This is a genomic window from Streptomyces sp. NBC_00459, assembly GCF_036013955.1.
Taxonomy (GTDB): Bacteria; Actinomycetota; Actinomycetes; order Streptomycetales; family Streptomycetaceae; genus Streptomyces.
Window position 1 is genome coordinate 8,973,503 of sequence record NZ_CP107903.1, and the last position, 20,006, is coordinate 8,993,508.

The window sequence follows — 20,006 nt, forward strand, 5'->3', positions numbered from 1 at the left end:
TCGAAGTCAAGCCGCGCCGCCGCTCTCCCCGAGGCGCTGCCCGAGGCCCGGCGGCAGCCTGCGCTCCCGGGTCCAGGCCAGCAGGTCGTCCACCGGCCAGGTCGTGACCACCCGTTCGGCCGGTACGCCGCACTCCTCGGCGCGGGCGCAGCCGTGGATCTGCCAGTCCAGCTGGCCGGGCGCGTGTGCGTCGGTGTCGATCGAGAACAGCACGCCCGCCGCCACCGCCTGCCGCAGCAGCCTGCGCGGCGGGTCGAGCCGCTCCGGCCGGCTGTTGATCTCCAGGGCCGTGCCCGTCTCGGCGCAGGCGGCGAACACCGCGTCCGCGTCGAACTCCGACTCGGGCCGCTCACGGCCCCCACCCCGCTTGCCGCGCCCGCCACCGCCACCCCTGGGCTCCGGGCCGACCAGCAGTCGCCCGGTGCAGTGCCCGAGCACGTCGGAGTGCGGATCCCGTACGGCGGCCACCATCCGGCGGGTCATCGAGCGCGCGTCCATGCGCAGCTTGGAGTGCACGGACACCACGACGACGTCGAGCAGGTCCAACAGCTCCGGGTCCTGGTCCAGCGAACCGTCGTCGAGGATGTCGCACTCGATACCGGTGAGCAGCCTGAACGGCGCCCAGGTCGCGTTGAGTTCCCCGACCAGGGCCACCTGCTCGCGCAACCGCTCGGCGGACAGGCCGTGCGCCACCGTGAGTCGCGGTGAGTGATCGGTGAGCACGGCCCACTCGTGCCCGAGCCGCGCGGCAGTGCGGCCCATCTCCTCGACCGGGCTGCCCCCGTCCGACCAGTCGGAATGCAGATGGCAGTCCCCGCGCAGCAGCGCCCGCAGCCGCTCCCCGTCCCGGAGCGGCGGGGTCACCCCCTGTTCACGCTCCAGTTTCTCCAGGTAGCCCGGCACCTGCCCGGCCAGCGCCTCGCGCACCACCTGCGCGGTCTTCGGGCCGATGCCCTTGAGGGACTCCAGGGTGCCGGCGTCGGCCCGCTGCCGTATCTCGTCCGGGGGCAGCGCCATCAGCACGTCGATCGCGGTACGGAACGCGCGTACGCGATACGTGGGTGCCAGGGAGCGCTCCAGCAGGAAGGCGATCCGGTCCAGCGCCTCGACGGGATCCATCGCCATGCCCATCGTCACCTCCGCCTCCAGCGTCGCGCGGGCTCGGCGGGTCCGCACCACGGAGAGGCGGAGGCGACCGTTCCGGAACCGTCCGTGGCCGGTACACGATGGCCGGATCCGCTCTACGCTCGATGCATGACCGAAATAGCGAGCCCTTACATGTCCCATCCGCGGATCATGGTGCTCGGGGTGCAGCCGGGCGTCCCGCCGTTCCGGATCGTGGAGATCGACGGTGAGGTGGCCGGAGCGGCGCGGACGCTCACCGATGTACTGAGAGTCGCCGCCGCGGCCGGTATCACGGTTCATGATCTCGACGATCCGGACACGGTCCGCTGGGTCGGCGGCGACAAGTTCACCTGGTCGAGGTCGAGGTCCAGGTGACCGGCTTCGGTGGCCCGCTGGGCCGCCGCGCTATGCCCGCTGCCGCTTGGGTGCGTGCACCGCGCGGCTGAGCCGGCGGCCGAGGAGCAGGTAACCGATCAGCGCGCCCGTGGTGTTGAGGATGACGTCGTCGATGTCGAAGGCGCGCCCGGTGATCATCGCACCCTGGGCCACCTCGACCATGAGCATGACGAGTGCGGTCAGGAACAGCACCCGGAGAAGTCCCCGTGTCCGCGGCGCCACGATCGGCATCAGGACACCGAAGGGCACACCGAGGAGGACGTTTCCGCCGATCTGCCGGATGGCGTCCCGCATTTCGGGCTGGTCGAGGTAGGCGCGCAGCGAGCGGCCAGGATGGAAGTTGGTGTGGGTCAGCGCCACGGACGCGGGGGACGGCTCAAGGGTCAGCCGGGCCAGGATCACGGCGAACGCCACCATGAACACGAAGGCGCACAGGACCGTCAGCACCCGGGCCAGGAAGGCGAACGGCCGACGCTTCGGCCGGGCCGCCTCGGGCGGCGGTTTCGGGGCGGCCTTCGGGGCCTTCCGGGTCTTCGACGAGAACTTCGACGAGAACTTTGACGACAACTTCGAGGACGACTTCGGCGTGGACCTGGTCGTGGACTTGGACGCGGACCTGGGCGGGATCTCGGGCGGCTTGCTCTCGGCCTTCGTCGGGCGCAGACGTAGCGCGGCGAGGGCGCGTGGAGCTGATCGGGCCATCAAAGTCCTCCGGTCATCAACTGAACAACCCCGTGCGGTGCCAGCTACCCCCGAACAGGACGAGAATGCCGCTCCGGCCTGCCCGGATCCCAGGACCCGGGCAGACCGGCTTCGCTCAGGTCCCGTAGGTCACCTTCACGTCCGTGAAACCGAGGGAGCCGAGCAGGCCCTTGAGCATGGTGGTCGTGTTCTGCTCGGCACGCACGGTCAGTTCGCTCTCCTTCGCCGCGTCGCCGATGTGCCGGGCCGCGAGCTTCTGGACGGCCTGTTCGTCGTTGGGGTTGTCGGAGAAGAGGTCGGTGATCCGGTCGAAGATTCCGCGCTGCTTGGAGACCGCATAGGAGCGGTCGGGGTTCAGCGCGGGCTTTCCGAGTGCCGCGTGCGGCAGCCGGAGCGTCGCTGACGTGCGGTCCTTGTTGACCGTCACGTCGTTCTTCGCGACCTTGCCGAGATCGACATAGGCGTCGACCGTCCCGGCACCCACATAGAGCACACGGGTGCCCTTGATCGCGTCGGGCAGGTACTTGGTGTCCTTCTCCAGGTCCACGACGACCTGGAAGTTGCCGGACGCCGCGTCGTAACGGCTCATGTCCTGGATGGATTCGAGGAGCACGGGTCCTGAACGGTCGTGCGTCTCCTCGCCGAAGATGTCCCCCAGCCCCGGCAGCACCGCCAGCCGGAGCCCGGCCAGCAGCAGCGCGAACACCAGTACCACGCCACTGAGCACCTTGGCCCAGAGGGGCATGCGTCGCACGGCCTTGATGGGCGTCGTCATGGCGACGGACCTCCTTCTTCCTACGTACTGAACCGGATGCCCGCCAAATGCCCTGCCAGACCGTCCTGTTGACGTATCGCAACAATTGAGAGCGGGACTACCGGAGCGCGCGGTCTCCCGAGACGCGCGACCACCACACACCCTCGCCGTGCGTCAGCCCCGGCAACCGCAGTTCGGCCTCGCGCACCCGCCGCGCCGCCAGCTCACCGGTGAGGTGCCAGCCGGTACTGCCAACCGTGGTCCGGCCGAACTCCGCGCCGAGGGACGCGAGCAGACCGGTCACGGGCGCCAGCGCGGTCGCCGGGATCTCCAACTCGAAGGCGTGGTACGGCTCGTACACCCGTGTCCCGGCCCGCTCCAGGGCGCGGCGCAGTACCACCGGCGTGAGCGCCCGGAAGTCCGCGGCGGTGCTGAGCGGCCCGACGAACCCGGAGCGGACAAGGACGACCCGGCAGTCGGTGACCGGCCACTCGTGCGGCCCCGCCAGCAGGCCGGCATGGACGGTGTCCTCGATCGCCTGGTGGAACGCGCGGGGGAGCGCGCCGAGTTCGGTCTCGTACGTGAACACCGCGCCCGAACCGGGCGGTCCCGGCTCGACACGCAGCCCGACCGTCGCGAAGCAGCGGGCGCGGTCGAGCCACGGGTTCTCCTCGGACGCCTCGCCGGTGCCCCTGGGCCGCTCCAGGAACCGGACGCGGCTCGGCTCGAACTCGGCGTCGATGCCGAAGTCCTGGACGAGGGTGGCGGCGAGGACCTCCTTCTGCACCTCGCCGTAGAGCAACAGAGCCGTGCTGCCGTCGGCCGCGGGCCGGGCGTGGGTCAGCGGATCCTGGTCGGCGAGGGTCAGCAGGGCCGAGCGCAGGCGCGCCGACTGCTGAGGGTGCCGGGCCCGGACCAGGGTCTCCAGTGTGGGCGGTGCGAACTGCGGGGCGCGGTCGGTGAGTTCGCCGAGGCGGTCGCCGACGCGGACAGCGCCGAGACCGGTCAGGGCGGCGATGTTCCCGGCGGTGAGCGGGCCTCGGCGGCCGATCACCGCAAGGCCGGTGACCCGGCCGGGGACCTCGCTGGTCCGGCCGTCGGCCTCGCGCCGCAGGAACGTCAGCCGCTGACGCTCCGTCACCTCACCCTCGTACAACCGCAGATACGCCGTCCGCGCCCCGTCGGGTGCGGGGCGTACGGCGAACACCGTGCCGCGTGGGGCCGCGTCCGCGCCGGCCGGGGCGGGCCGGGGGATCAGCCGGGTCAGGGCACCGACGAGTTCGGGTACGCCCTGGCCGCCCAGCGCGGAGCCGAAGAGGAGCGGGTGGAGCGAGCCGTCGGCCGTGCGGGCGGCCAGGGCCTTCTCCAGCTCGTCCGGGGTCGGCGCGGGGCCGTCCACGAGCGCCGCCAGAACGCCCGGGTCGACCTCGGCGATCGCCTCCGCCGTGCCCGTGGCGGTGAGGGGGCGGGGCCGGGTGCGGGCGGCCGGAGTGCCGACGCCGTCGATGTCGGTCAGCGGGACGATGTGCGGGGTCAGACGGCGGCGGACGTCCGTCAGCAGGGCCTCGGACCGGGCACCCGCGCGGTCGATCTTGTTGACGAAGACCAGCGTGGGCAGCCGCAGCCGCCGCAGGGTCCTCATCAGCACGCGCGTCTGCGCCTGGACGCCCTCCACGGCGGAAAGCAGCAGCACCGCGCCGTCCAGGACCTCCAGGGCGCGTTCGACCTCGGCGATGAAGTCGGAGTGCCCGGGGGTGTCGATGAGGTTGACCTGGGTGTCGCCTGCCGTGAACGCGGCGACCGCCGAACGGATGGTGATCCCGCGCTGCCGCTCGATCGCGCCGTCGTCCGTCCGGGTGTCACCGGCGTCGACGCTGCCGAGCCGGTCGATCGCGCCCGAGTCGAACAGCAGCCGCTCGGTGAGACTGGTCTTACCGGCGTCGACGTGGGCCAGGATGCCGATGTTCAGGGTGTGCGGGGTGTGCGGGGTCTGCATGGGTGGTCGAGTCCTCGAGAACGGTGTTCCGGCATGGGCGGAGGGTTCCGAGGAAACGGCGCATTCCGTGCTCCTGAGGTCGGGGGGATTCGGCCGTGGCCATCATGGCGCAGCCCCGGCGGCCGGCCGCAACCGAATATCCCGGCCGGGTGGCGGTCCGGGAAGGTAAGTAGCATGGGCACCGGCCGACCGGAATGATCATGCTAGGAGCAGATCGTGCGAGACATCGCCGTGTTCAGCGGTAGTGCCCACCCCGAACTGGCCGCCGAGGTCTGCGAGCACCTGGGGGTGCCCCTGCGGCCCACCCAGGTCAGCCGGTTCGCCAACGACTGTCTGGAGGTCCAGCTCCAGGCCAACTGCCGCGAGCGGGACGTCTTCCTCATCCAGCCGCTGGTCACGCCGGTCCAGGAACACCTCGTCGAGCTGCTGATGATGTGCGACGCGGCGCGCGGGGCGTCGGCGGGGCGGATCTCGGTCGTCATGCCGCACTACGCGTACGCCCGCTCCGACAAGAAGGACATGCCCCGGATCTCGCTCGGCGGACGCCTGGTCGCGGATCTGCTGGTCGCGGCCGGCGCGAGCCGCGTCCTCGCGATGACCCTGCACTCCCCGCAGGTCCACGGCTTCTTCTCGGTCCCGGTCGACCATCTGCACGCCCTGCGCGAGCTCGCCGAGCACTTCCGCCAGTACGACCTGTCCCGTACGACCGTCGTGTCGCCCGACCTCGGCAACGCCAAGGAGGCCGCGCACTTCGCCCGGCTGATCGGTGCCGAGGTGGCCGCCGGGGCGAAGCAGCGGTTCGCGGACGACCGGGTGCAGATCAGTTCCGTGATCGGCAAGGTCGCCGGACGGGACGTCATCGTGCTGGACGACGAGATCGCCAAGGGCAGCACGGTCCTCGAACTCCTTGAACGACTGCGGGAGTTGGGGCCACGGTCAATCCGGGTCGCCTGCACCCACGGGCTGTTCGCGGCGGGTGCGCTCAAGCGGCTGAGCGAGCAGCCGGACGTCCTGGAGATCGTGTGCACCAACACGGTGCCGATCCCGGAGGAGGAGCGCACCGAGAAACTGAGGGTGCTGTCGATCGCCCCGGCGCTTGCCGAGGCCGTGCGTCGCATTCACAACGGTGAGTCCGTCAGCGCCCTGTTCGACGCACCGGGAACCTGACGTCGGGTGCGGGTCATAACGTGCCGGACGTGGTCTCGGGCAGCCCGAGGGCCGCGTCCAGGGACGCTGCCGGTGGCAGCACCTTGGCCAGGCCGGTGACCTTGAGGACGCGCAGGGTGAGCGGGTGTGTGCAGACCAGGTGGAGGCGACCGCCGTGGGTGAGCACCCGGTGCCGGGCCCGGTACAGCAGGCGCAGTCCCGAGCAGTCGAAGAACTCGACATCCGTCAGGTCGATCACGATCCGGGTGTCGGGATGTCCGGTCGCCGCGTCCAGGTGGGGGATGATCTCGACCGCCGCGGCGATGTCGATCTCACCGTGGAACTCCAGCACGGTGTGACCGCGGTCCTGGTGGACACGCAGATACCGGGTGGGCGGTGGAGGATCCTGCTGCACGACGACATCGCCTCCAACCGGCTGTTGTGGTGGCGGAACAAGCCGGTCACCGGGGGCCGGGGTGACGTCGTGCGAGGAGCGTAGACGTGGTACCGGGCCCAGATGAGCGCAACTGACTGTCCCGCCCTGCAAGTTACCCTCGATAGAGTGAATTTGAGCATGTTCGATTGACATATGTCTTCGAAATTGACGCGTGTCTCGCGCACGTCTTTCCGTGATCAGTGAGGCGGGGTTACGACAGCGCGTGCCAGGCCGTGGAGAGCGACTGCCGGAACTGGTCCGCCTGGTGTGACGTGAGGTCGCGGATCATCCGCTGCTCCAGCTCCCGCACGGGCTCGGAGAAGCGGTCGAGCAACTCGCGGCCGGCGTCGGTCAGCAGGATCAGCAGCTCTCTGCGATTGCGCGGATTGCGCTCGCGGCGCACGAGTCCGCGGTTCTCCAGGGATCGGACGAGATCGGCGATGGACTGCGCGGTGACGAAGGAGTCGCGGGCCAGCTGGGCCGCGGAGAGGCCGTCGTGTCGCTCCAGGACAGTGAGCGATGTGTACTGGAGTGCGGTGATGCCGGCTGGTCTGACCAGCTCGTCCAGATGGGAGCGTACGACGAGCTCCACCTGCTTGACCATGTAGAGCAGTGAGGGGGGCGCCTTGGTGCTGACCATGGATCCAGATTAGAGCATTGACAGGAAACCTGTCTGTAATCAGACTGCGGACCAACAGGAATCCTGTTGATTGAAATCTTGGCGATGAGGCTGAGGAGTGGTGATGACCACCTTCGAGATCGAACCCGGGCGACTGTTCGTCGGAGGGCAGTGGCGCGAGGCGGCGGACGGAGCACGTACCGAGGTGGTCGACCCGTCCCGGGGCACGGTCGTCACGACCGTCGCGGAGGCGTCGGCGGCCGACGTGGACGCGGCCGTACGTGCCGCGCGGGAGGCCTTCGACAGCGGCCCGTGGGCCGCGACGACCGGTCGCGAGCGCGGCCGGATCCTGAACCGGGTCGCCCAGCTGATCCGGGAGAACGCGGACGAGATCGCACAGCTGGAGAGCCTCGATGTGGGCAAGCCGATCAGCCTGTGCCATGCCGTCGACGTGACGAACGCGGCCAACGACTACGAGTACTTCGCCGCCCTCGCCTTCTCCCTCGACGGCGCGACCCGCGAGACGATCCACAACGCACTCGCCTACACCAGGCGCGAGGCCGTCGGCGTCGTCGCCGCGATCACACCGTTCAACTTCCCGCTGATCCTCGCCGGTTCGAAGCTGGGCCCGGCGCTGGCCGCCGGCAACACGGTGGTGCACAAGCCCGCCGACGAGACCCCGCTCAGCGCCCTCTACATGGCGAAGCTCTTCCAGGAGGCGGGTGTCCCGGACGGCGTCGTCAACGTCGTCACCGGCGCCGGCCCGGTCGCGGGCGAGGCGCTGCTCCGCCACCCCGGCGTCGACAAGATCGCCTTCACCGGCTCCACCGCCATCGGCAGGCATGTGGCGAGCGCCGCGGGCGAGGCCCTCAAGCCGGTCACCATGGAGCTGGGCGGCAACGCGGCGCACATCGTCTTCGAGGACGCCGACGTCGAGAAGGCGGTCGGCGCGGTCATCAAGGGCTTCGTCTTCAACACCGGCCAGTTCTGCATGGGCGGCCCACGGCTGCTGGTCGCGCGCCCCGTGTACGAGACCCTGATCGGCATCCTCGCCGACGCGGTGCCCGGCGTCCCGGTCGGCGACCCGCGCCTGCCCGGGACCGTGGTCGGCCCGATGGCGGCGGAGAAGCATCTGCGCAAGGTCGAGGAGTACGTGGCGCTGGCCCGCAAGGAGGGCGCCCGGATCGTCTGCGGTGGTGAGCGGCTCGACCTGGACGGCGGCTACTACTACAGGCCGACAGTGATCGCCGACCTCGCGAACGACTCCCGGGTCGTCCAGGAGGAGATCTTCGGCCCGGTCCTCACCGTCCAGCCCTTCGACTCCGAGGACGAGGCGGTCCAGCTCGCCAACTCCACACCGTACGGACTGGCTTCGGGTGTCCAGACCACCAACCTGGCCCGCGCTCACCGGGTCGCGAACCGGCTCCAGGCAGGCATTGTCTGGATCAACGACTGGGCGATGCTCGACCCGGCGATCCCCTTCGGCGGCGTCAAGGACTCCGGCTTCGGCCGTGAGTACGGCCCCGAAGCGCTCGCCGCGTACACCAAGGTCAAGTCGGTAGTCGTCTCGCTCGACTGAGTGCGCTCCCCGATCCGCCTGCTCGCCCGCTCTCGCCAACTCGTAAGCCCTTGAGCCCGTAAGGGAGTTCACGATGTCCATCACCACCCGCGCCGCGGTCGTCGAGTCCGGCGGTGCGCCGTTCACCCTCGCCGACGTCGAACTGGCCGAGCCCGCGCCCACCGAGGCGCTCGTACGTCTGGTCGCAACAGGTCTGTGTCACACGGACCTCGGGGTGGCGAGCGGCGGACTGCCCTTCCCCCTCCCCGGAGTTCTGGGGCACGAGGGCGCCGGCGTCGTCGAGGCGGTCGGCTCCGCCGTCACCGGGATCGAGCCCGGCGACCACGTCGTCCTGTCCTTCACCTCCTGTGGCGGCTGCCGCAACTGCCGTGACGGGCACCCCGCGTACTGCGTGGCCTGGCTGCCGCTGAACCTCCTCGGGGGCCGGCGGGCCGACGGCACCGCCACGATCAGCCGTGGCGGTACGGAGCTGGGCGGCCACTTCTTCGGCCAGTCCTCGTTCGCCGAGCGGGCGTTGGTCGATCAGCGCAGTCTCGTCAAGGTCGACCCGGACGTACCGCTGGAGTCCATCGCCCCGCTGGGCTGCGGTGTCCAGACGGGTGTCGGCGCCGTCTGGAACGTGCTGAAGCCGGGCCTGGGCAGTACGGTCCTGGTCCTCGGCGCGGGCGCGGTAGGTCTCTCGGCGGTCATGGCGGCGGCGCTCACCCCCGCGACCAGGATCATCGCCGTGGACCGGGTCGGCGAACGACTTGCGCTGGCCGAGGAGTTGGGCGCCACCCACACGATCAACGCGGGTGAGGCGGACCTCGGGGAGGCCGTCGCGAAGATCACCGACGGTCAGGGTGTCGACGGCGTCGTCGAGACCACCGGCAACGTCGCAGTCCTGCGCCAGGGCGTCGACGCGCTCGCCCAGCGGGGCACGCTCGTCGTGGTCGGAGCCCCGCCCTTCGGCACCGAAGTCGCCCTGGACGTCAATGGGATGCTCGGCGGCAAGCGCGTCGTGGGCCTCACCCTCGGTGACGCCGAGACCCAGACGTTCATCCCGGCCCTGGTCGACCTGGTGAAGGCGGGCCGCCTCCCACTGCACCGCCTGATCAGCACCTACCCGTTCGCGGACATCGACCAGGCGGTACGGGACATGAGCGCGGGCAAGACGATCAAGCCGGTACTCACGTTCGGCTCATAGCCCGTCCGGCCCCCACCCCCAGCCCGTCCGGCGTTTGAGGACGAGGCCCCTTCAGGGCCGATGGGGGTCTGGGGGCGCAGCCCCCAGGTACGGGATGGGACGGGTAGGGGCGGCGGGGGCGAAGGAAACCCCTACCGACTCCGATGCAGCGCCACCAGCAACTGCCACACCTGGTGGGCGATCTCGTCCGACGTCGCCTCGATCCTCCCGTGCAGCCAGTCCGCCAGCACCCCGGCGAACGTGGCGGCCACCGCCGAGGCGACGAGCGGAGCGTCCGCCGCACCCGCGAGTTCGCGCTCCGCGAGGCTCCGCGCGCGCAGGTCCCGGTGCAGTACCTGGCCCAGTGGACCCCCGCCGCCCGGACTCAGCAGGGCCCGGTACAGCGCGGTGTGCGGGGTGAGGGCCGCGAAGAACTCCAGCAGCGCGGCCGGGGCGATCACCGGGTCCGGGCGGCCCCGCCAGGCGTGCAGGGCGTCCACGGCCTCCCGTACGACATCGGCGCAGGCATCGACGGCCAGCGCCTCAAGGTCGGGGTAGTGGACGTAGAACGTGGCCCGGCCGACCCCCGCCCGGCGCACCAGCGCGGCGACGCCGATCTCCGCCAGAGGGTGTTCGGCGCACTCCGCGAGGAGGGCCTCGCGGAGCTTCGCCCGGGTGCGGGCGGCCCGCGGGTCCTCGGGCGCGCCGCGCGTCACCGCGCGACGAGGACGGCGGCCAGAGCGATGGCGCCGGGCAGGGCCTGGGCGAACAGGATGCGCCGGTTGGCGGTCGCGGCCCCGTAGACGCCCGCGACGATCACGCAGGCGAGGAAGAAGACCTGCGCGCGGAACCCGGTCGGATCGGCCGCGATCAGCCCCCAGATCAGGCCCGCCGCGAGAAACCCGTTGTAGAGCCCCTGGTTGGCGGCCATCTTGGCCGTCGCACCGGCCATCTCCGCGTCGAACCCGTGGAACTTGCGCCCCGGCGGGCGCTGCCACAGGAACATCTCCATCACCAGGATGTACAGATGCAGCGCGGCCACCAGGCCGACCAGCACGTTCGCGACCGTCTCCATGCTCGGCAATCTCCTACGTCAGGCTTCTGGAAGCATCTTCTTGGACAGGTGTCCATCATGGACAGGCGGCCAGCATACATGGACAGCTGTCCAGTAAGTCGGCCGGGTTGTCAGACCCCGCCGCTAGCGTGCCGACCATGACCGATCACCCGGCCCACATCCCGACGATCACCGTCCGCCGCGCCCGCGCCGACGACATTCCGGGGCTCGTCGCCTCCAGCACCGGCCTCTTCGCCGAGGACGCCGGAACCCGTGATCCGAGCGTCGACGCGGACTGGCCGCGCGAGCACGCCGCCGCGTCCTTCGCTGCGGCGCTGGGCGACCCGGCACGCCTGGTACTGGCGGTCGAGTGCGCCGGCGCGGTGGTCGGCCATCTGACGGGCTCGCTCACCGAACCCACGCCGAGGCAGCCGGTGAGGACCGCCACGCTGGTCAGCCTGTACGTCCGTCCCGCCCACCGGAGTTCGGGGACCGGGGCGCGCCTGGTGGAGGCCTTCGTCCGGTGGGCGCGGGAACAGGGTGCCGAGCACGCCGAGGTGACCGCCTACGCGGCCAACACGGACGCCGTGCGTTTCTACGAGCGCAACGGCTTCGCGGCCCAGGCGGTGACCCTTCGCCTGGGCCTGTAGTCAGACGCCCCCGTCCGCCGCCGCGTACACCCTCTCGCCCCCCACGTAGGTGAGCGCCACCTTCGTCTCCCCGATCCCCTCCGGCGGGCCGGCGTACGGATCGCGGTCCAGGATCGTCAGGTCGGCCAGCGCCCCCACGCGCACGCTGCCCGTGTCGTCCAGGTGGTTGGCGTAGGCCGAGCCCGCGGTGTACGCCGTGAGCGCGTCCGTCAGACCGATGCGTTCGGCGGGGAGGAACACCGGAGAGGTCGGGGATCCCGGTGCCGTGCGGTTGACCGCGACATGGATCGCCTGGAGCGGGTCGGGGCTGCTGACCGGCCAGTCGCTGCCCGCCGCCAGGGTGGCCCCGGAGCGCAGCAGCGCACCGAACGGATACTGCCAAGCGGCCCGTTCGGGGCCGAGGAAGGGGATCGTCAGGTCGTCCATCTGGGGTTCGTGCATGGCCCACAGCGCCTGGATGTTCGCCACCGCCCCGAGCCGGGCGAAGCGCGGCACGTCGTCGGGGTGCACCACCTGGAGGTGGGCCAGATGGGGCCGGGTGTCGCTGGGCCCGTTCGCGGCGCGCGCCGCCTCGACGGCGTCCAGGGCGTCGCGTACGGCCCGGTCTCCCAGCGCGTGGAAGTGGCACTGGAAACCGAGGGCGTCCAACTGCGTGACGTACTTGGGCAGTTCGGTGGCGTCCACAAAGCTCGTGCCCCGGTTGGCCGTGGCACAGCCGCACCGGTCGAGGTACGGGTCGAGCAGCGCGGCCGTGCCCGTCTCGGCGACCCCGTCCAGCATCAGCTTCACGCTGCCCGCCCGGAACCTGCCGGTGCTCAACTCGGCGCGCCGCTCGACGAGTTCGGGGATCTGCTCGGCACCGCGCTCCCGGTCCCACCACAGCGCTCCGACCACCCGCGCGGTCAGTGAACCGTCCCGGGCGGCGGCGAGATAGGTCGCGGAGGGGTCCTCCATGCCGAGGAACGAGCCGACCAGCGCGTCCTGCCACGCCGTGACCCCGAGCGAATGCAGTCGGCGCTGCGCGGACAGCAGGGCCGCCAGCCGCTCCGCGGCCGTGACCGGCGGGGTCAGCCGGCCCACGTACTCCATGGCCCCTTCCTGGAGCATCCCGGTCGGTTCGCCGGAGGCGTCCCGCTCGAAGCGGCCGTCCGCCGGGTCCGGGGTGTCCCGGGTGACGCCCGCGAGTTCGAGCGCGCGGGTGTTGACCCAGGCGCCGTGGTGGTCCCGGTTGGGCAGGTACACCGGCCGGTCCGGGACCACCGCGTCCAGCAACTCCCGGGTGGGTGTGCCCCCTTCGAAGGCCTCCATGGACCAGCCGCCGCCCGTGATCCACTCCCGCTCCGGGTGCGCGAGAGCGTAGGCGCGGACGACGGCCAGCGTGTCCTCGGCGGTCTTCGCGCCGGTCAGATCGCACTGGGTCAGTTCGAGCCCGGCCGGCAGCGGATGGACATGGGCGTCCTGGAAGCCCGGCAGGAGCAGTCGCCCGGCGAGATCGACGACCTCGGTCCCCGGCCCGATCAGATCGCGCACCTCGGCCCGGCCCACGGCGGTGATCCGGCCGCCGGTGACCGCGACGGCCGTCGGATTCCCGGGGGCGAAGACCGGGCCGCCGGTGAAGAGGAGGTCAGCGCGCATGTTCTGTTTCCTTGAGGTGTGGGGGAGGGTGACGGTCGTGGGACGGCTACCGTGCCGACGGCTGCTTCACGGCCAGCAGTTGCGGCGCATCCGCGTCGGTGCCCCGGCCGGTGCTGAAGTACGGGCTCCTGCGCCCCCACTTCGCCCAGGCGGCGGCCAGGAAACCGGACGCGACCATCAGTGACGGTACGAGAAGCAGGAACCAGCCGTTGTCCGGGCTCAGTTCGAGATGGTCGGCGGAGGTGTAGAAGGACCAGCCCAGATAGCCGCCGAGCCCCAGCAGAGTGGCCGCGCTCAACACGGGCAGCACCACCGCCCGTACGCCGTCCCGCCAGTTCTCGCGCAGCAGGCCCCGGAAGCGCGCGGCGGCGGCGAGTGCCGTGAGCGCGTACGACAGGGCGACGACCATGCCGATCGCGTTGACCGCCGCCAGGATCATGTCGGCGAGGCGCGGGATCACCAGGGCGAGTCCGGCGACGGCCGCCGCCAGCGCGCCGATCATCAGTGTGCCGGCCGCCGGGGTGCCGTACCGGGGGCTGACCCGCGACCAGGCAGGGCCGAGCGTACGGTCGCGGCTCATCGCGAACATCGCGCGGGCCGTCGGGATCACCCCGGCCTGCAGCGAGGCCACCGCCGAGAACATCAGCGCGACGAGGGGCAGCGCGGCCAGCGGCTGGTCGGCGAGCCGGTTGCCGAAGAACGCCAGACCCTCGGCGCCATGGCCCGCCAACTCGCCCTCGGACAGCACCCGTTGGAAGGCGACCGAGCCGAGCAGGAACAGCCCGAGCATTGTCACCAGGGTGGTGATCCCGGCCCGCGAGGCCTGTCTCGGGTCCTTCACCTCCTCGTTCACACTGAACGCGGCCTCGAAGCCCCAGTAGCAGAACACCGACAGCAGCATGCCCTGTGCGAGTGCGGACGCCGAGGGGATCTGGAAGGGGTCGAACCAGCTCAGGCTGAAGGGGTGCGGGCCGGCGACGATGCCGTAGCCGCAGAAGCCCAGCAGGACGACGTACTCGAAGACCAGCAGTCCGCCCTGGAGCCGGGCGGCCGTCCTGATGCCGGAGACCGCCGTCAGGGTGACGGCGACCAGGACCAGGATGCCGACGCCGGTCGTCTGGGCGGTCGACCCCGGGTCCAGGGTCAGCCCGGCCACCCGGTGCAGGCCCGCGTCGCCGGCCAGCTGGATCACCGCCGAGCCGGTGACCGCCGTGGTGTACGCGAGGAACACCACCGAGGCCACGATGTTCACCCAGCCGACCATGAAACCGAGCCAGGGACTGAGCGAACGCCCCACCCACACATAGCCGTTGCCCGCGTTCGGCTCCACCCGGTTCAGCCGGGAGTAGGCGCCCGCGATGCCCAGGATCGGCAGGAACGCCAGCAGCATGATGGCGGGCAGATGCAGCCCGACCACCCCGGCCGTGACCCCGAGACCGATGCCGATGCTGGTGGTGGCCGCCGTGCTGGAGGCGGCGATGGCGACGCCGTCCAGCATGCCGAGGGACTTGCGCAGCGCGGGCTGCGTGGGCGACGCGGTCGCCGCGGGTGGGGCAGCTCCGTAGGGCTGGGGATCGGTCATGGCGGTCTCCGCTCACACCTGGGGGCCTCGGACGACCCCGGTGAACGCACATGAAACTGCCCGGGGCCTTAACAGGTCAACGGTGTTGTCATAAGGTGCCCGCACCGGCCCACCGCGCAGAACCGAGTGCGACCGTGAGCGACCGCGCAGGAGGAAACCCGTGAGCGAACGTGTCGTCCCGCCCGACGCCAGGCGGCGCAGGCGTCCCACCAAACACGGAGTCGTCCTGTCCGAGGAACTGATCGTCGAGACGGCGATGCGGCTGCTCGGCGAGCACGGCGCCGAAGCACTCTCCGTGCGCCGCCTCGGCCGCGCCCTCGGAGCCGATCCGAGCGCCCTGTACCGCTACTTCCGTGACACCGACGAGCTGATGCTGGCCATCGCCGACGAGCTGATCGGCCGTACGCTGCGCACCTGGCGGCCCACCGGGGACTGGAGCGCGGACCTGCGGGACCTCGGGCTGCGAATGCACGCCGGAGCGCTCGCCCAGCCGCAGGCGGCGGTGCTCAGCTCCTACCGGGTGACCGGTCGGGCGTACGAGATCCAGGCCGTGGAGACCGTCCTCGGTGTGCTGCGCGGCGCCGGGTTCCCGGACGCCGAGGCGGTTCGGATCTACCACGCCTTCGTCGACCAGGCGCTCGCCTTCGGCGCCCTCGACTCGGCGAACGCGGCGCTGCCGAAGGCGGCCCGTGAGGCGGAGACCGCCGTGTGGCGGGCGACCTACGCCCGGCTGCCCGCCGACACCCACCCGCACATCAACGCGACCGCCCGCCACCTCGTGATGGACATGCGGCACAGCTCCTACCCGGTGGCACTCGACCTCTTCCTGACGGCGGCGGCGACCCGCCTCGCACAACTCACCGCGCCCGACGACGCACGGCCCGTGTGATTCCCGTGTGCGGGGTACCCGCGTAGGAGTGGGCAGCGACGATCCGTCCCGCCCCGGACTCCCGGAGGAAGCATGACCTTGGTGACGGCAGGCGTCGTGGTGCTGGACTGCGCCGAGCCCGAGAAGCTCGCCGCCTTCTACATGGATTTGCTGGAGGCCGAGGAGACGGAGACGACCGTCAACCGGATCGAGATCAGGGGCGCCGGGGGAACCCGGATGGAGTTCCGCCTCGACGCGAACATGACTCCGCCGAGCTGGCCGCGTGCCGAGGCCTCCTTCCAGGTCCACCTCGACTTCCGCGTGAGCGATCTCGACGAGGCGGAACGCAGGGTGGTCGGACTCGGCGGACGCGCGCTGGAGACGAAGGACGCCGGAACGCCGTACGAGGAGCGCGGGTACGCCGACCCGGCCGGTCACTCCTTCACCCTGCGCCAGGTGACGTCGACGGCTCCCGAACAGCGTTGACGGCGGCACCGGACCGGGAGGAGCCGAGCGGCACGCCGGCCGCGGACCGCCGGACGCGCGTGACCGTGCTGGTGGCGCTGGGCGCCAACCTGCTGATCGCCGTCGCCAAGGCGGTGGGCGGCCTCGTCACCGGGTCGCCCGCGCTGCTGTCCGAGGCCGCGCACTCGGTGGCCGACAGCCTCAACGAGGTCTTCCTGCTCGCCGCCCTGCGCCGCAGCCGCCGCCCCGCCGACCGGCGGCACCCCTTCGGCTACGGCAAGGAACGGTTCTTCTGGTCGCTGCTCGCGGCCGTCGGCATCTTCGTCATGGGCGGCTGCTTCTCCTTCTTCCAGGGCGTGGAGGCGCTCAGGAGCGATACGGAGGAGTCCTTCGGCGGCTATGTCGCGGGCCTGGCCGTGCTCGGCGTCGCCCTGCTCGCCGAGGGAGCCTCACTGCTGCGAGCCGTGCACCAGGCGCGCGGGGAGCGGGGGAAGGGCACAGCGGGCGGTACGGGGGCCCTGCGGGACCCCGCCCTGCGTACGGTGATCGCCGAGGACGGCACCGCGGTGCTCGGCGTGACGCTCGCCATCGTGGGCATGGCCCTGCACATGGTCACCGGGCAGGTCGTGTGGGAGGCGTCCGCCTCCATCGCCATCGGGGCGCTGCTCGTCTGCGTCGCCTTCTGGCTGGGCCGGGACGCGCGAGCCCAGCTCATCGGCGAGGCGGCCGACCCGGAGCTGAGCCGCGAGATCCGCGGCCTGCTGGCCGCCCAGCCCGAGATCGACAGTGTGGAGGCGCTGTTCACGATGAAGATGGGGCTCGACTCCACACTCGTGGCCGCCCGGATCGACCTCGTCCCCGGCCTCGACAGCGAGCGGGTCGAGGAGGTCGCCGTACGCATCAAACGCTCGGTCGCCCACGCGGTCCCAGAAGTCGGCGAGATCTTTCTCGACGTGACCGACGCGGCGGCGAAGGAGGCAGCACAAAGCCCCGCCGCGACGGGGGAGCGCGGCGGGGCCTGAGATCCGGGTGCCCGGAGGCGAAAAGTTCATTCCTCCGGGTACCGAATTCGTTCTCGGCCCGGCCGGGATCAGTTCCCGTCGGCCGGTTCGAGGACGAACACGGGTATCTCGCGGTCGGTCTTCTTCTGGTACTCGGCGTACTGCGGGAACGCGGCCACCGCCCGCTCCCACCACACGGCCTTCTCCTCACCCGTCACCTCGCGGGCGACCCTGTCCTGGCGCACGGGTCCGTCCTGGATGTCGACGTGCGGATCGGCGAGGACGTTGTAGTACCAGACCGGGTGCTTGGGGGCGCCACCCAGCGAGGCGACCACCGCGTACAGGCCGTCGTGCTCCACCCGCATGAGCGGCGTCCTGCGGATCTTGCCGCTCCGGGCGCCCCGGGTGGTGAGCAGCACGACCGGCATGCCGGTGTCGAGCAGGGTCGTTCCCTCGGTGCCGCCGGAGCTCTCGTACAGCTCCACCTGCTCACGCACCCACTGTGTCGGACTGGCTTCGTACTCGCCCTCAAGAGGCATGGAGTTCGTCCCATCGTCTTGTCGTGTGACCGTCGTGTACGAGGGGTCAACACAGGGACGGGGCGGATTCATCCGGGGCGTCGCGGCGGCGGCCGGGACATGGGACCGATACGGATCGTCGTCACGTCGGTGCCACCACCATCCGTACCGCCAGCGCGGTGATCACCGCACTGGACGCGAGGGCCGTCACCAGCCTCCCGCGCCGGCCCGTCAGCGCCCGGCCGAGCAGCGCGCCGCCGGAGGCGATCAGCACCTGCCAGCTGGCCGAGGCGAGGAAGGCCGCGAGCACGAACACCCCCTGCTCCCAGGGGGACACGGCGTCCGAGGCCCGGCTGCCGAGCACCAGCGCGGCGAAGTAGATCACGGTGGTGGGGTTGAGCAGCGTGATGCCGAGCAGCAGGAGGAACGCCCGCGGCGGACTCGGCGGTGTCGGGTCGGCCCGTACGTCGAGCCGACCGGCACGGTACCGGCGCAGGGCGACGGTCCCGCCCCGGACCGCGAGAGCGGCCAGCACCAGGGCGGAGGCCCAGCGCAGCGGCACCAGCACCGGCTCCAGGGCACCGGCCAGGGCGGTACCCCCGAGCATGGCCAGCAGGGCGTAGAGACCGTCGGCGGCGGCGACACCGAGCGCCGCGCAGACACCGGTCCTGAGAGACGTACGGGCGGTGAGGGAGACGAGATAGGTCGTGACGGCTCCGACCGGGACGGCGATGCCGTACCCCGCGAGAAGCCCCGCGACGAGCGCGGCCGTCATGACCGGGGAAGCACGGGCCTCCAGGGACGGCCGGGCTGCTGCTGGACCCGCACCGGACGAGCGGTGGCGAGGGACAGCGGCCGGGGGGTTTCGTACGTAGACATGGCGTGATCCTGAGGGCTGGGACCGTGCACCGGCAACTGATTTAGGGTTTCCGGATGACCGAGACGCCCGCACCGGCCCCGAAACCCTTCCTCTACGTCGTCGTCTGCGCCGCCGGAATCGCCTCCGACATCAGCAAGTTGATCACTGCGGCGCAGGAACGGGACTGGGAGGCCGGGGTCATCGCGACGCCCCTGGCCATGGGGTTCTTCGACACGGCCGCCGTCGAGGCGCAGACCGGGCGCCCGATCCGGTCCGCGTGGCGCAGGCCCGGTGATCCACGGCCCTTTCCGGCGCCCGACGCCGTGCTGGTCGCGCCCGCCACCTTCAACACCGTCAACAAATGGGCCGCCGGGATCGCCGACACCCTCGCCCTGGGCACCCTGTGCGAGGCGTGCGGGCTGGGCGTGCCGATCGCCGTACTGCCGTGCGTGGGCGACGCGTTGGCCGCACATCCCGCGTACCGGGCGAGCCTGGAACGGCTGGGCGGGATGGGGGTGCGGTTCGCGGATCCGTACGCCGGAGACGTACAAGAGGGCGGTCGGCGACCGGAGTTCGGGTGGGAACGGGGGCTGGAACTGCTCGCCGCATGGTGATTCACCGCCCGGTGGCGCGTCACACGGCGCCTGGTCACACGGTGATGTCCAGTGGGGCTCCCGTCGGCAGCCAGCGGAACCGGTCCCGGATGTCCTCGGGCGCCTTCGCCAGTTCCGCCTCGATCGACTGCCGGCCCTCCTGGAAGTGCCGCCAGCCCTCGTAGTGCACAGGCAGCGCGACCCGGGGCCTCAAGTCGCCGCACAGGGCCACCGCCTGAGCCGCCGTCATGGTGTAGCGGAGGGGGCCGGTCAGCGGGAAACGGACACCGCCCAGGTGGAGGAGCGCCGTGCCGACGGTCAGACGGCGGGCGACCTCGCGAACGCCGCCGTAGAGGACGGTGTCCCCGGAGATCCACAGCGCGCCGTGCCGCTGCCCCTCCCAGCGCAGGGCGAAGCCCGTCACCTCACCGACGACCGCACGGGAGAGGGGCGGGCCGTGCCGGGCCGGGGTGGCGGTGACCTCGATCGTCGGACGGTCCGGCGCTGTCAGGCGGTATGTCGTCCAGGGGGCGAGGCCTTGCGCGTCGCCGCCGAGCCTGCGCGCCCCGGACGGTGTCGTCAGGACGACGCCCACCCCGGGCAGCAGGGCCCTGCCCGCCCGGTCGAGGTTGTCGCCGTGGTGGTCGTGGGTCAGCAACACGGCGTCCAGCGGCGGGAGTTCGGCGGCCGGCAGGGCCGGACCCGAGGTCTTCACCGACGAGGTGCCCCAGCCGAAGGAGTAGCGCCTGCCTGGCGGGTCGAACGTCGGATCCGTCAGCAGCCGCCAGCCGCCCGCCTCGATCAGCGTGGTCGGGCCGCCGATGTGGGTGATGCGAGCCTCGGTCATTCGGGTTCCCTCCGGG

22 protein-coding genes are annotated in these 20,006 nt (G+C 71.4%); 9 read left to right on the forward strand and 13 right to left on the reverse strand.

Annotation, left to right across the window (positions count from 1 at the left end; all coding sequences use genetic code 11):
* Window positions 1-6: 6 nt before the first annotated feature.
* Window positions 7-1,119, reverse strand: a complete 1,113-nt coding sequence (locus OHN74_RS39395) for a PHP domain-containing protein (protein WP_327700421.1) — start codon at window positions 1,117-1,119, stop codon at window positions 7-9.
* A 135-nt stretch (window positions 1,120-1,254) separates the two neighbouring features.
* Between OHN74_RS39395 and OHN74_RS39400 the strand changes: the two genes are divergently transcribed.
* Window positions 1,255-1,500: a hypothetical protein gene (locus tag OHN74_RS39400; protein WP_327699349.1), complete on the forward strand. Its 246-nt coding sequence runs from the start codon at window positions 1,255-1,257 to the stop codon at window positions 1,498-1,500.
* 30 nt (window positions 1,501-1,530) lie between these two features.
* Here OHN74_RS39400 and OHN74_RS39405 read toward each other — a convergent pair whose 3' ends face one another.
* The 3 genes from OHN74_RS39405 to otr(A) all read right to left on the reverse strand — a co-directional run bounded on the left by OHN74_RS39405 (window position 1,531) and on the right by otr(A) (window position 4,973).
* A complete protein-coding gene (locus OHN74_RS39405) occupies window positions 1,531-2,223 on the reverse strand; it encodes a VanZ family protein (protein ID WP_327699350.1) in 693 nt (230 codons plus the stop codon).
* A 115-nt stretch (window positions 2,224-2,338) separates the two neighbouring features.
* Window positions 2,339-2,998: a DUF4230 domain-containing protein gene (locus OHN74_RS39410; RefSeq protein ID WP_327699351.1), complete on the reverse strand. Its 660-nt coding sequence runs from the start codon at window positions 2,996-2,998 to the stop codon at window positions 2,339-2,341.
* A gap of 97 nt (window positions 2,999-3,095) precedes the next feature.
* Entirely contained in the window at window positions 3,096-4,973 is a 1,878-nt protein-coding gene (gene otr(A) / locus OHN74_RS39415; RefSeq protein WP_327699352.1) for a tetracycline resistance ribosomal protection protein Otr(A), read from the reverse strand.
* Window positions 4,974-5,189: 216 nt separating this feature from the next.
* Between otr(A) and OHN74_RS39420 the strand changes: the two genes are divergently transcribed.
* Entirely contained in the window at window positions 5,190-6,140 is a 951-nt protein-coding gene (locus tag OHN74_RS39420) for a ribose-phosphate diphosphokinase (RefSeq protein WP_327699353.1), read from the forward strand.
* Between the two features lie 13 nt (window positions 6,141-6,153).
* Here OHN74_RS39420 and OHN74_RS39425 read toward each other — a convergent pair whose 3' ends face one another.
* Both OHN74_RS39425 and OHN74_RS39430 read right to left on the reverse strand, forming a co-directional pair.
* A complete protein-coding gene (locus OHN74_RS39425) occupies window positions 6,154-6,534 on the reverse strand; it encodes an anti-sigma factor antagonist (protein WP_327699354.1) in 381 nt (126 codons plus the stop codon).
* Between the two features lie 232 nt (window positions 6,535-6,766).
* Window positions 6,767-7,195, reverse strand: coding sequence for a MarR family winged helix-turn-helix transcriptional regulator (locus OHN74_RS39430; RefSeq protein ID WP_327699355.1), 429 nt, complete (start codon window positions 7,193-7,195; stop codon window positions 6,767-6,769).
* Window positions 7,196-7,298: 103 nt separating this feature from the next.
* Here OHN74_RS39430 and OHN74_RS39435 point away from each other — a divergent pair, with 103 nt between their 5' ends.
* The gene (locus tag OHN74_RS39435; RefSeq protein ID WP_327699356.1) at window positions 7,299-8,753 is read left to right on the forward strand and encodes an aldehyde dehydrogenase family protein; all 1,455 of its coding nucleotides are present in this window, start codon (window positions 7,299-7,301) and stop codon (window positions 8,751-8,753) included.
* A gap of 73 nt (window positions 8,754-8,826) precedes the next feature.
* The gene (locus OHN74_RS39440) at window positions 8,827-9,939 is read left to right on the forward strand and encodes an NAD(P)-dependent alcohol dehydrogenase (protein ID WP_327699357.1); all 1,113 of its coding nucleotides are present in this window, start codon (window positions 8,827-8,829) and stop codon (window positions 9,937-9,939) included.
* Between the two features lie 131 nt (window positions 9,940-10,070).
* Here the strand turns inward: OHN74_RS39440 and OHN74_RS39445 are convergent, their stop codons facing one another.
* A complete protein-coding gene (locus tag OHN74_RS39445) occupies window positions 10,071-10,634 on the reverse strand; it encodes a TetR/AcrR family transcriptional regulator (protein WP_327699358.1) in 564 nt (187 codons plus the stop codon).
* A complete protein-coding gene (locus OHN74_RS39450) occupies window positions 10,631-10,993 on the reverse strand; it encodes a DUF1304 domain-containing protein (RefSeq protein WP_327699359.1) in 363 nt (120 codons plus the stop codon). Before OHN74_RS39450 ends, OHN74_RS39445 begins: the two co-directional genes overlap by 4 nt.
* 137 nt (window positions 10,994-11,130) lie before the next feature.
* Between OHN74_RS39450 and OHN74_RS39455 the strand changes: the two genes are divergently transcribed.
* Complete coding sequence (locus OHN74_RS39455) at window positions 11,131-11,622, forward strand: GNAT family N-acetyltransferase (protein ID WP_327699360.1); 492 nt, start codon at window positions 11,131-11,133, stop codon at window positions 11,620-11,622.
* Here OHN74_RS39455 and OHN74_RS39460 read toward each other — a convergent pair whose 3' ends face one another.
* Complete coding sequence (locus tag OHN74_RS39460) at window positions 11,623-13,257, reverse strand: amidohydrolase (RefSeq protein ID WP_327699361.1); 1,635 nt, start codon at window positions 13,255-13,257, stop codon at window positions 11,623-11,625.
* Between the two features lie 46 nt (window positions 13,258-13,303).
* Entirely contained in the window at window positions 13,304-14,839 is a 1,536-nt protein-coding gene (locus tag OHN74_RS39465; RefSeq protein ID WP_327699362.1) for an APC family permease, read from the reverse strand.
* 160 nt (window positions 14,840-14,999) lie between these two features.
* On the opposite strand from OHN74_RS39465, the gene OHN74_RS39470 reads away from it, so the two are divergent.
* From OHN74_RS39470 to OHN74_RS39480, 3 genes are all read left to right on the forward strand, one after another.
* Window positions 15,000-15,728 (forward strand): helix-turn-helix domain-containing protein, encoded by a 729-nt coding sequence (locus OHN74_RS39470; RefSeq protein WP_327699363.1) that lies wholly within the window; start codon window positions 15,000-15,002, stop codon window positions 15,726-15,728.
* A 72-nt stretch (window positions 15,729-15,800) separates the two neighbouring features.
* The gene (locus tag OHN74_RS39475) at window positions 15,801-16,193 is read left to right on the forward strand and encodes a VOC family protein (RefSeq protein ID WP_327699364.1); all 393 of its coding nucleotides are present in this window, start codon (window positions 15,801-15,803) and stop codon (window positions 16,191-16,193) included.
* Window positions 16,190-17,194: a cation diffusion facilitator family transporter gene (locus OHN74_RS39480; protein ID WP_327699365.1), complete on the forward strand. Its 1,005-nt coding sequence runs from the start codon at window positions 16,190-16,192 to the stop codon at window positions 17,192-17,194. Before OHN74_RS39475 ends, OHN74_RS39480 begins: the two co-directional genes overlap by 4 nt.
* Before the next feature lie 68 nt (window positions 17,195-17,262).
* Here the strand turns inward: OHN74_RS39480 and OHN74_RS39485 are convergent, their stop codons facing one another.
* Both OHN74_RS39485 and OHN74_RS39490 read right to left on the reverse strand, forming a co-directional pair.
* Complete coding sequence (locus tag OHN74_RS39485) at window positions 17,263-17,712, reverse strand: nitroreductase family deazaflavin-dependent oxidoreductase (RefSeq protein ID WP_327699366.1); 450 nt, start codon at window positions 17,710-17,712, stop codon at window positions 17,263-17,265.
* 121 nt (window positions 17,713-17,833) lie between these two features.
* Entirely contained in the window at window positions 17,834-18,466 is a 633-nt protein-coding gene (locus OHN74_RS39490; RefSeq protein WP_327699367.1) for a LysE family transporter, read from the reverse strand.
* Window positions 18,467-18,624: 158 nt separating this feature from the next.
* Between OHN74_RS39490 and OHN74_RS39495 the strand changes: the two genes are divergently transcribed.
* Entirely contained in the window at window positions 18,625-19,164 is a 540-nt protein-coding gene (locus OHN74_RS39495) for a flavoprotein (protein WP_327699368.1), read from the forward strand.
* A 34-nt stretch (window positions 19,165-19,198) separates the two neighbouring features.
* Here the strand turns inward: OHN74_RS39495 and OHN74_RS39500 are convergent, their stop codons facing one another.
* On the reverse strand, window positions 19,199-19,990 hold the full coding sequence (locus OHN74_RS39500) for an MBL fold metallo-hydrolase (RefSeq protein WP_327699369.1): 792 nt from the start codon (window positions 19,988-19,990) through the stop codon (window positions 19,199-19,201).
* Between the last annotated feature and the right edge of the window lie 16 nt (window positions 19,991-20,006).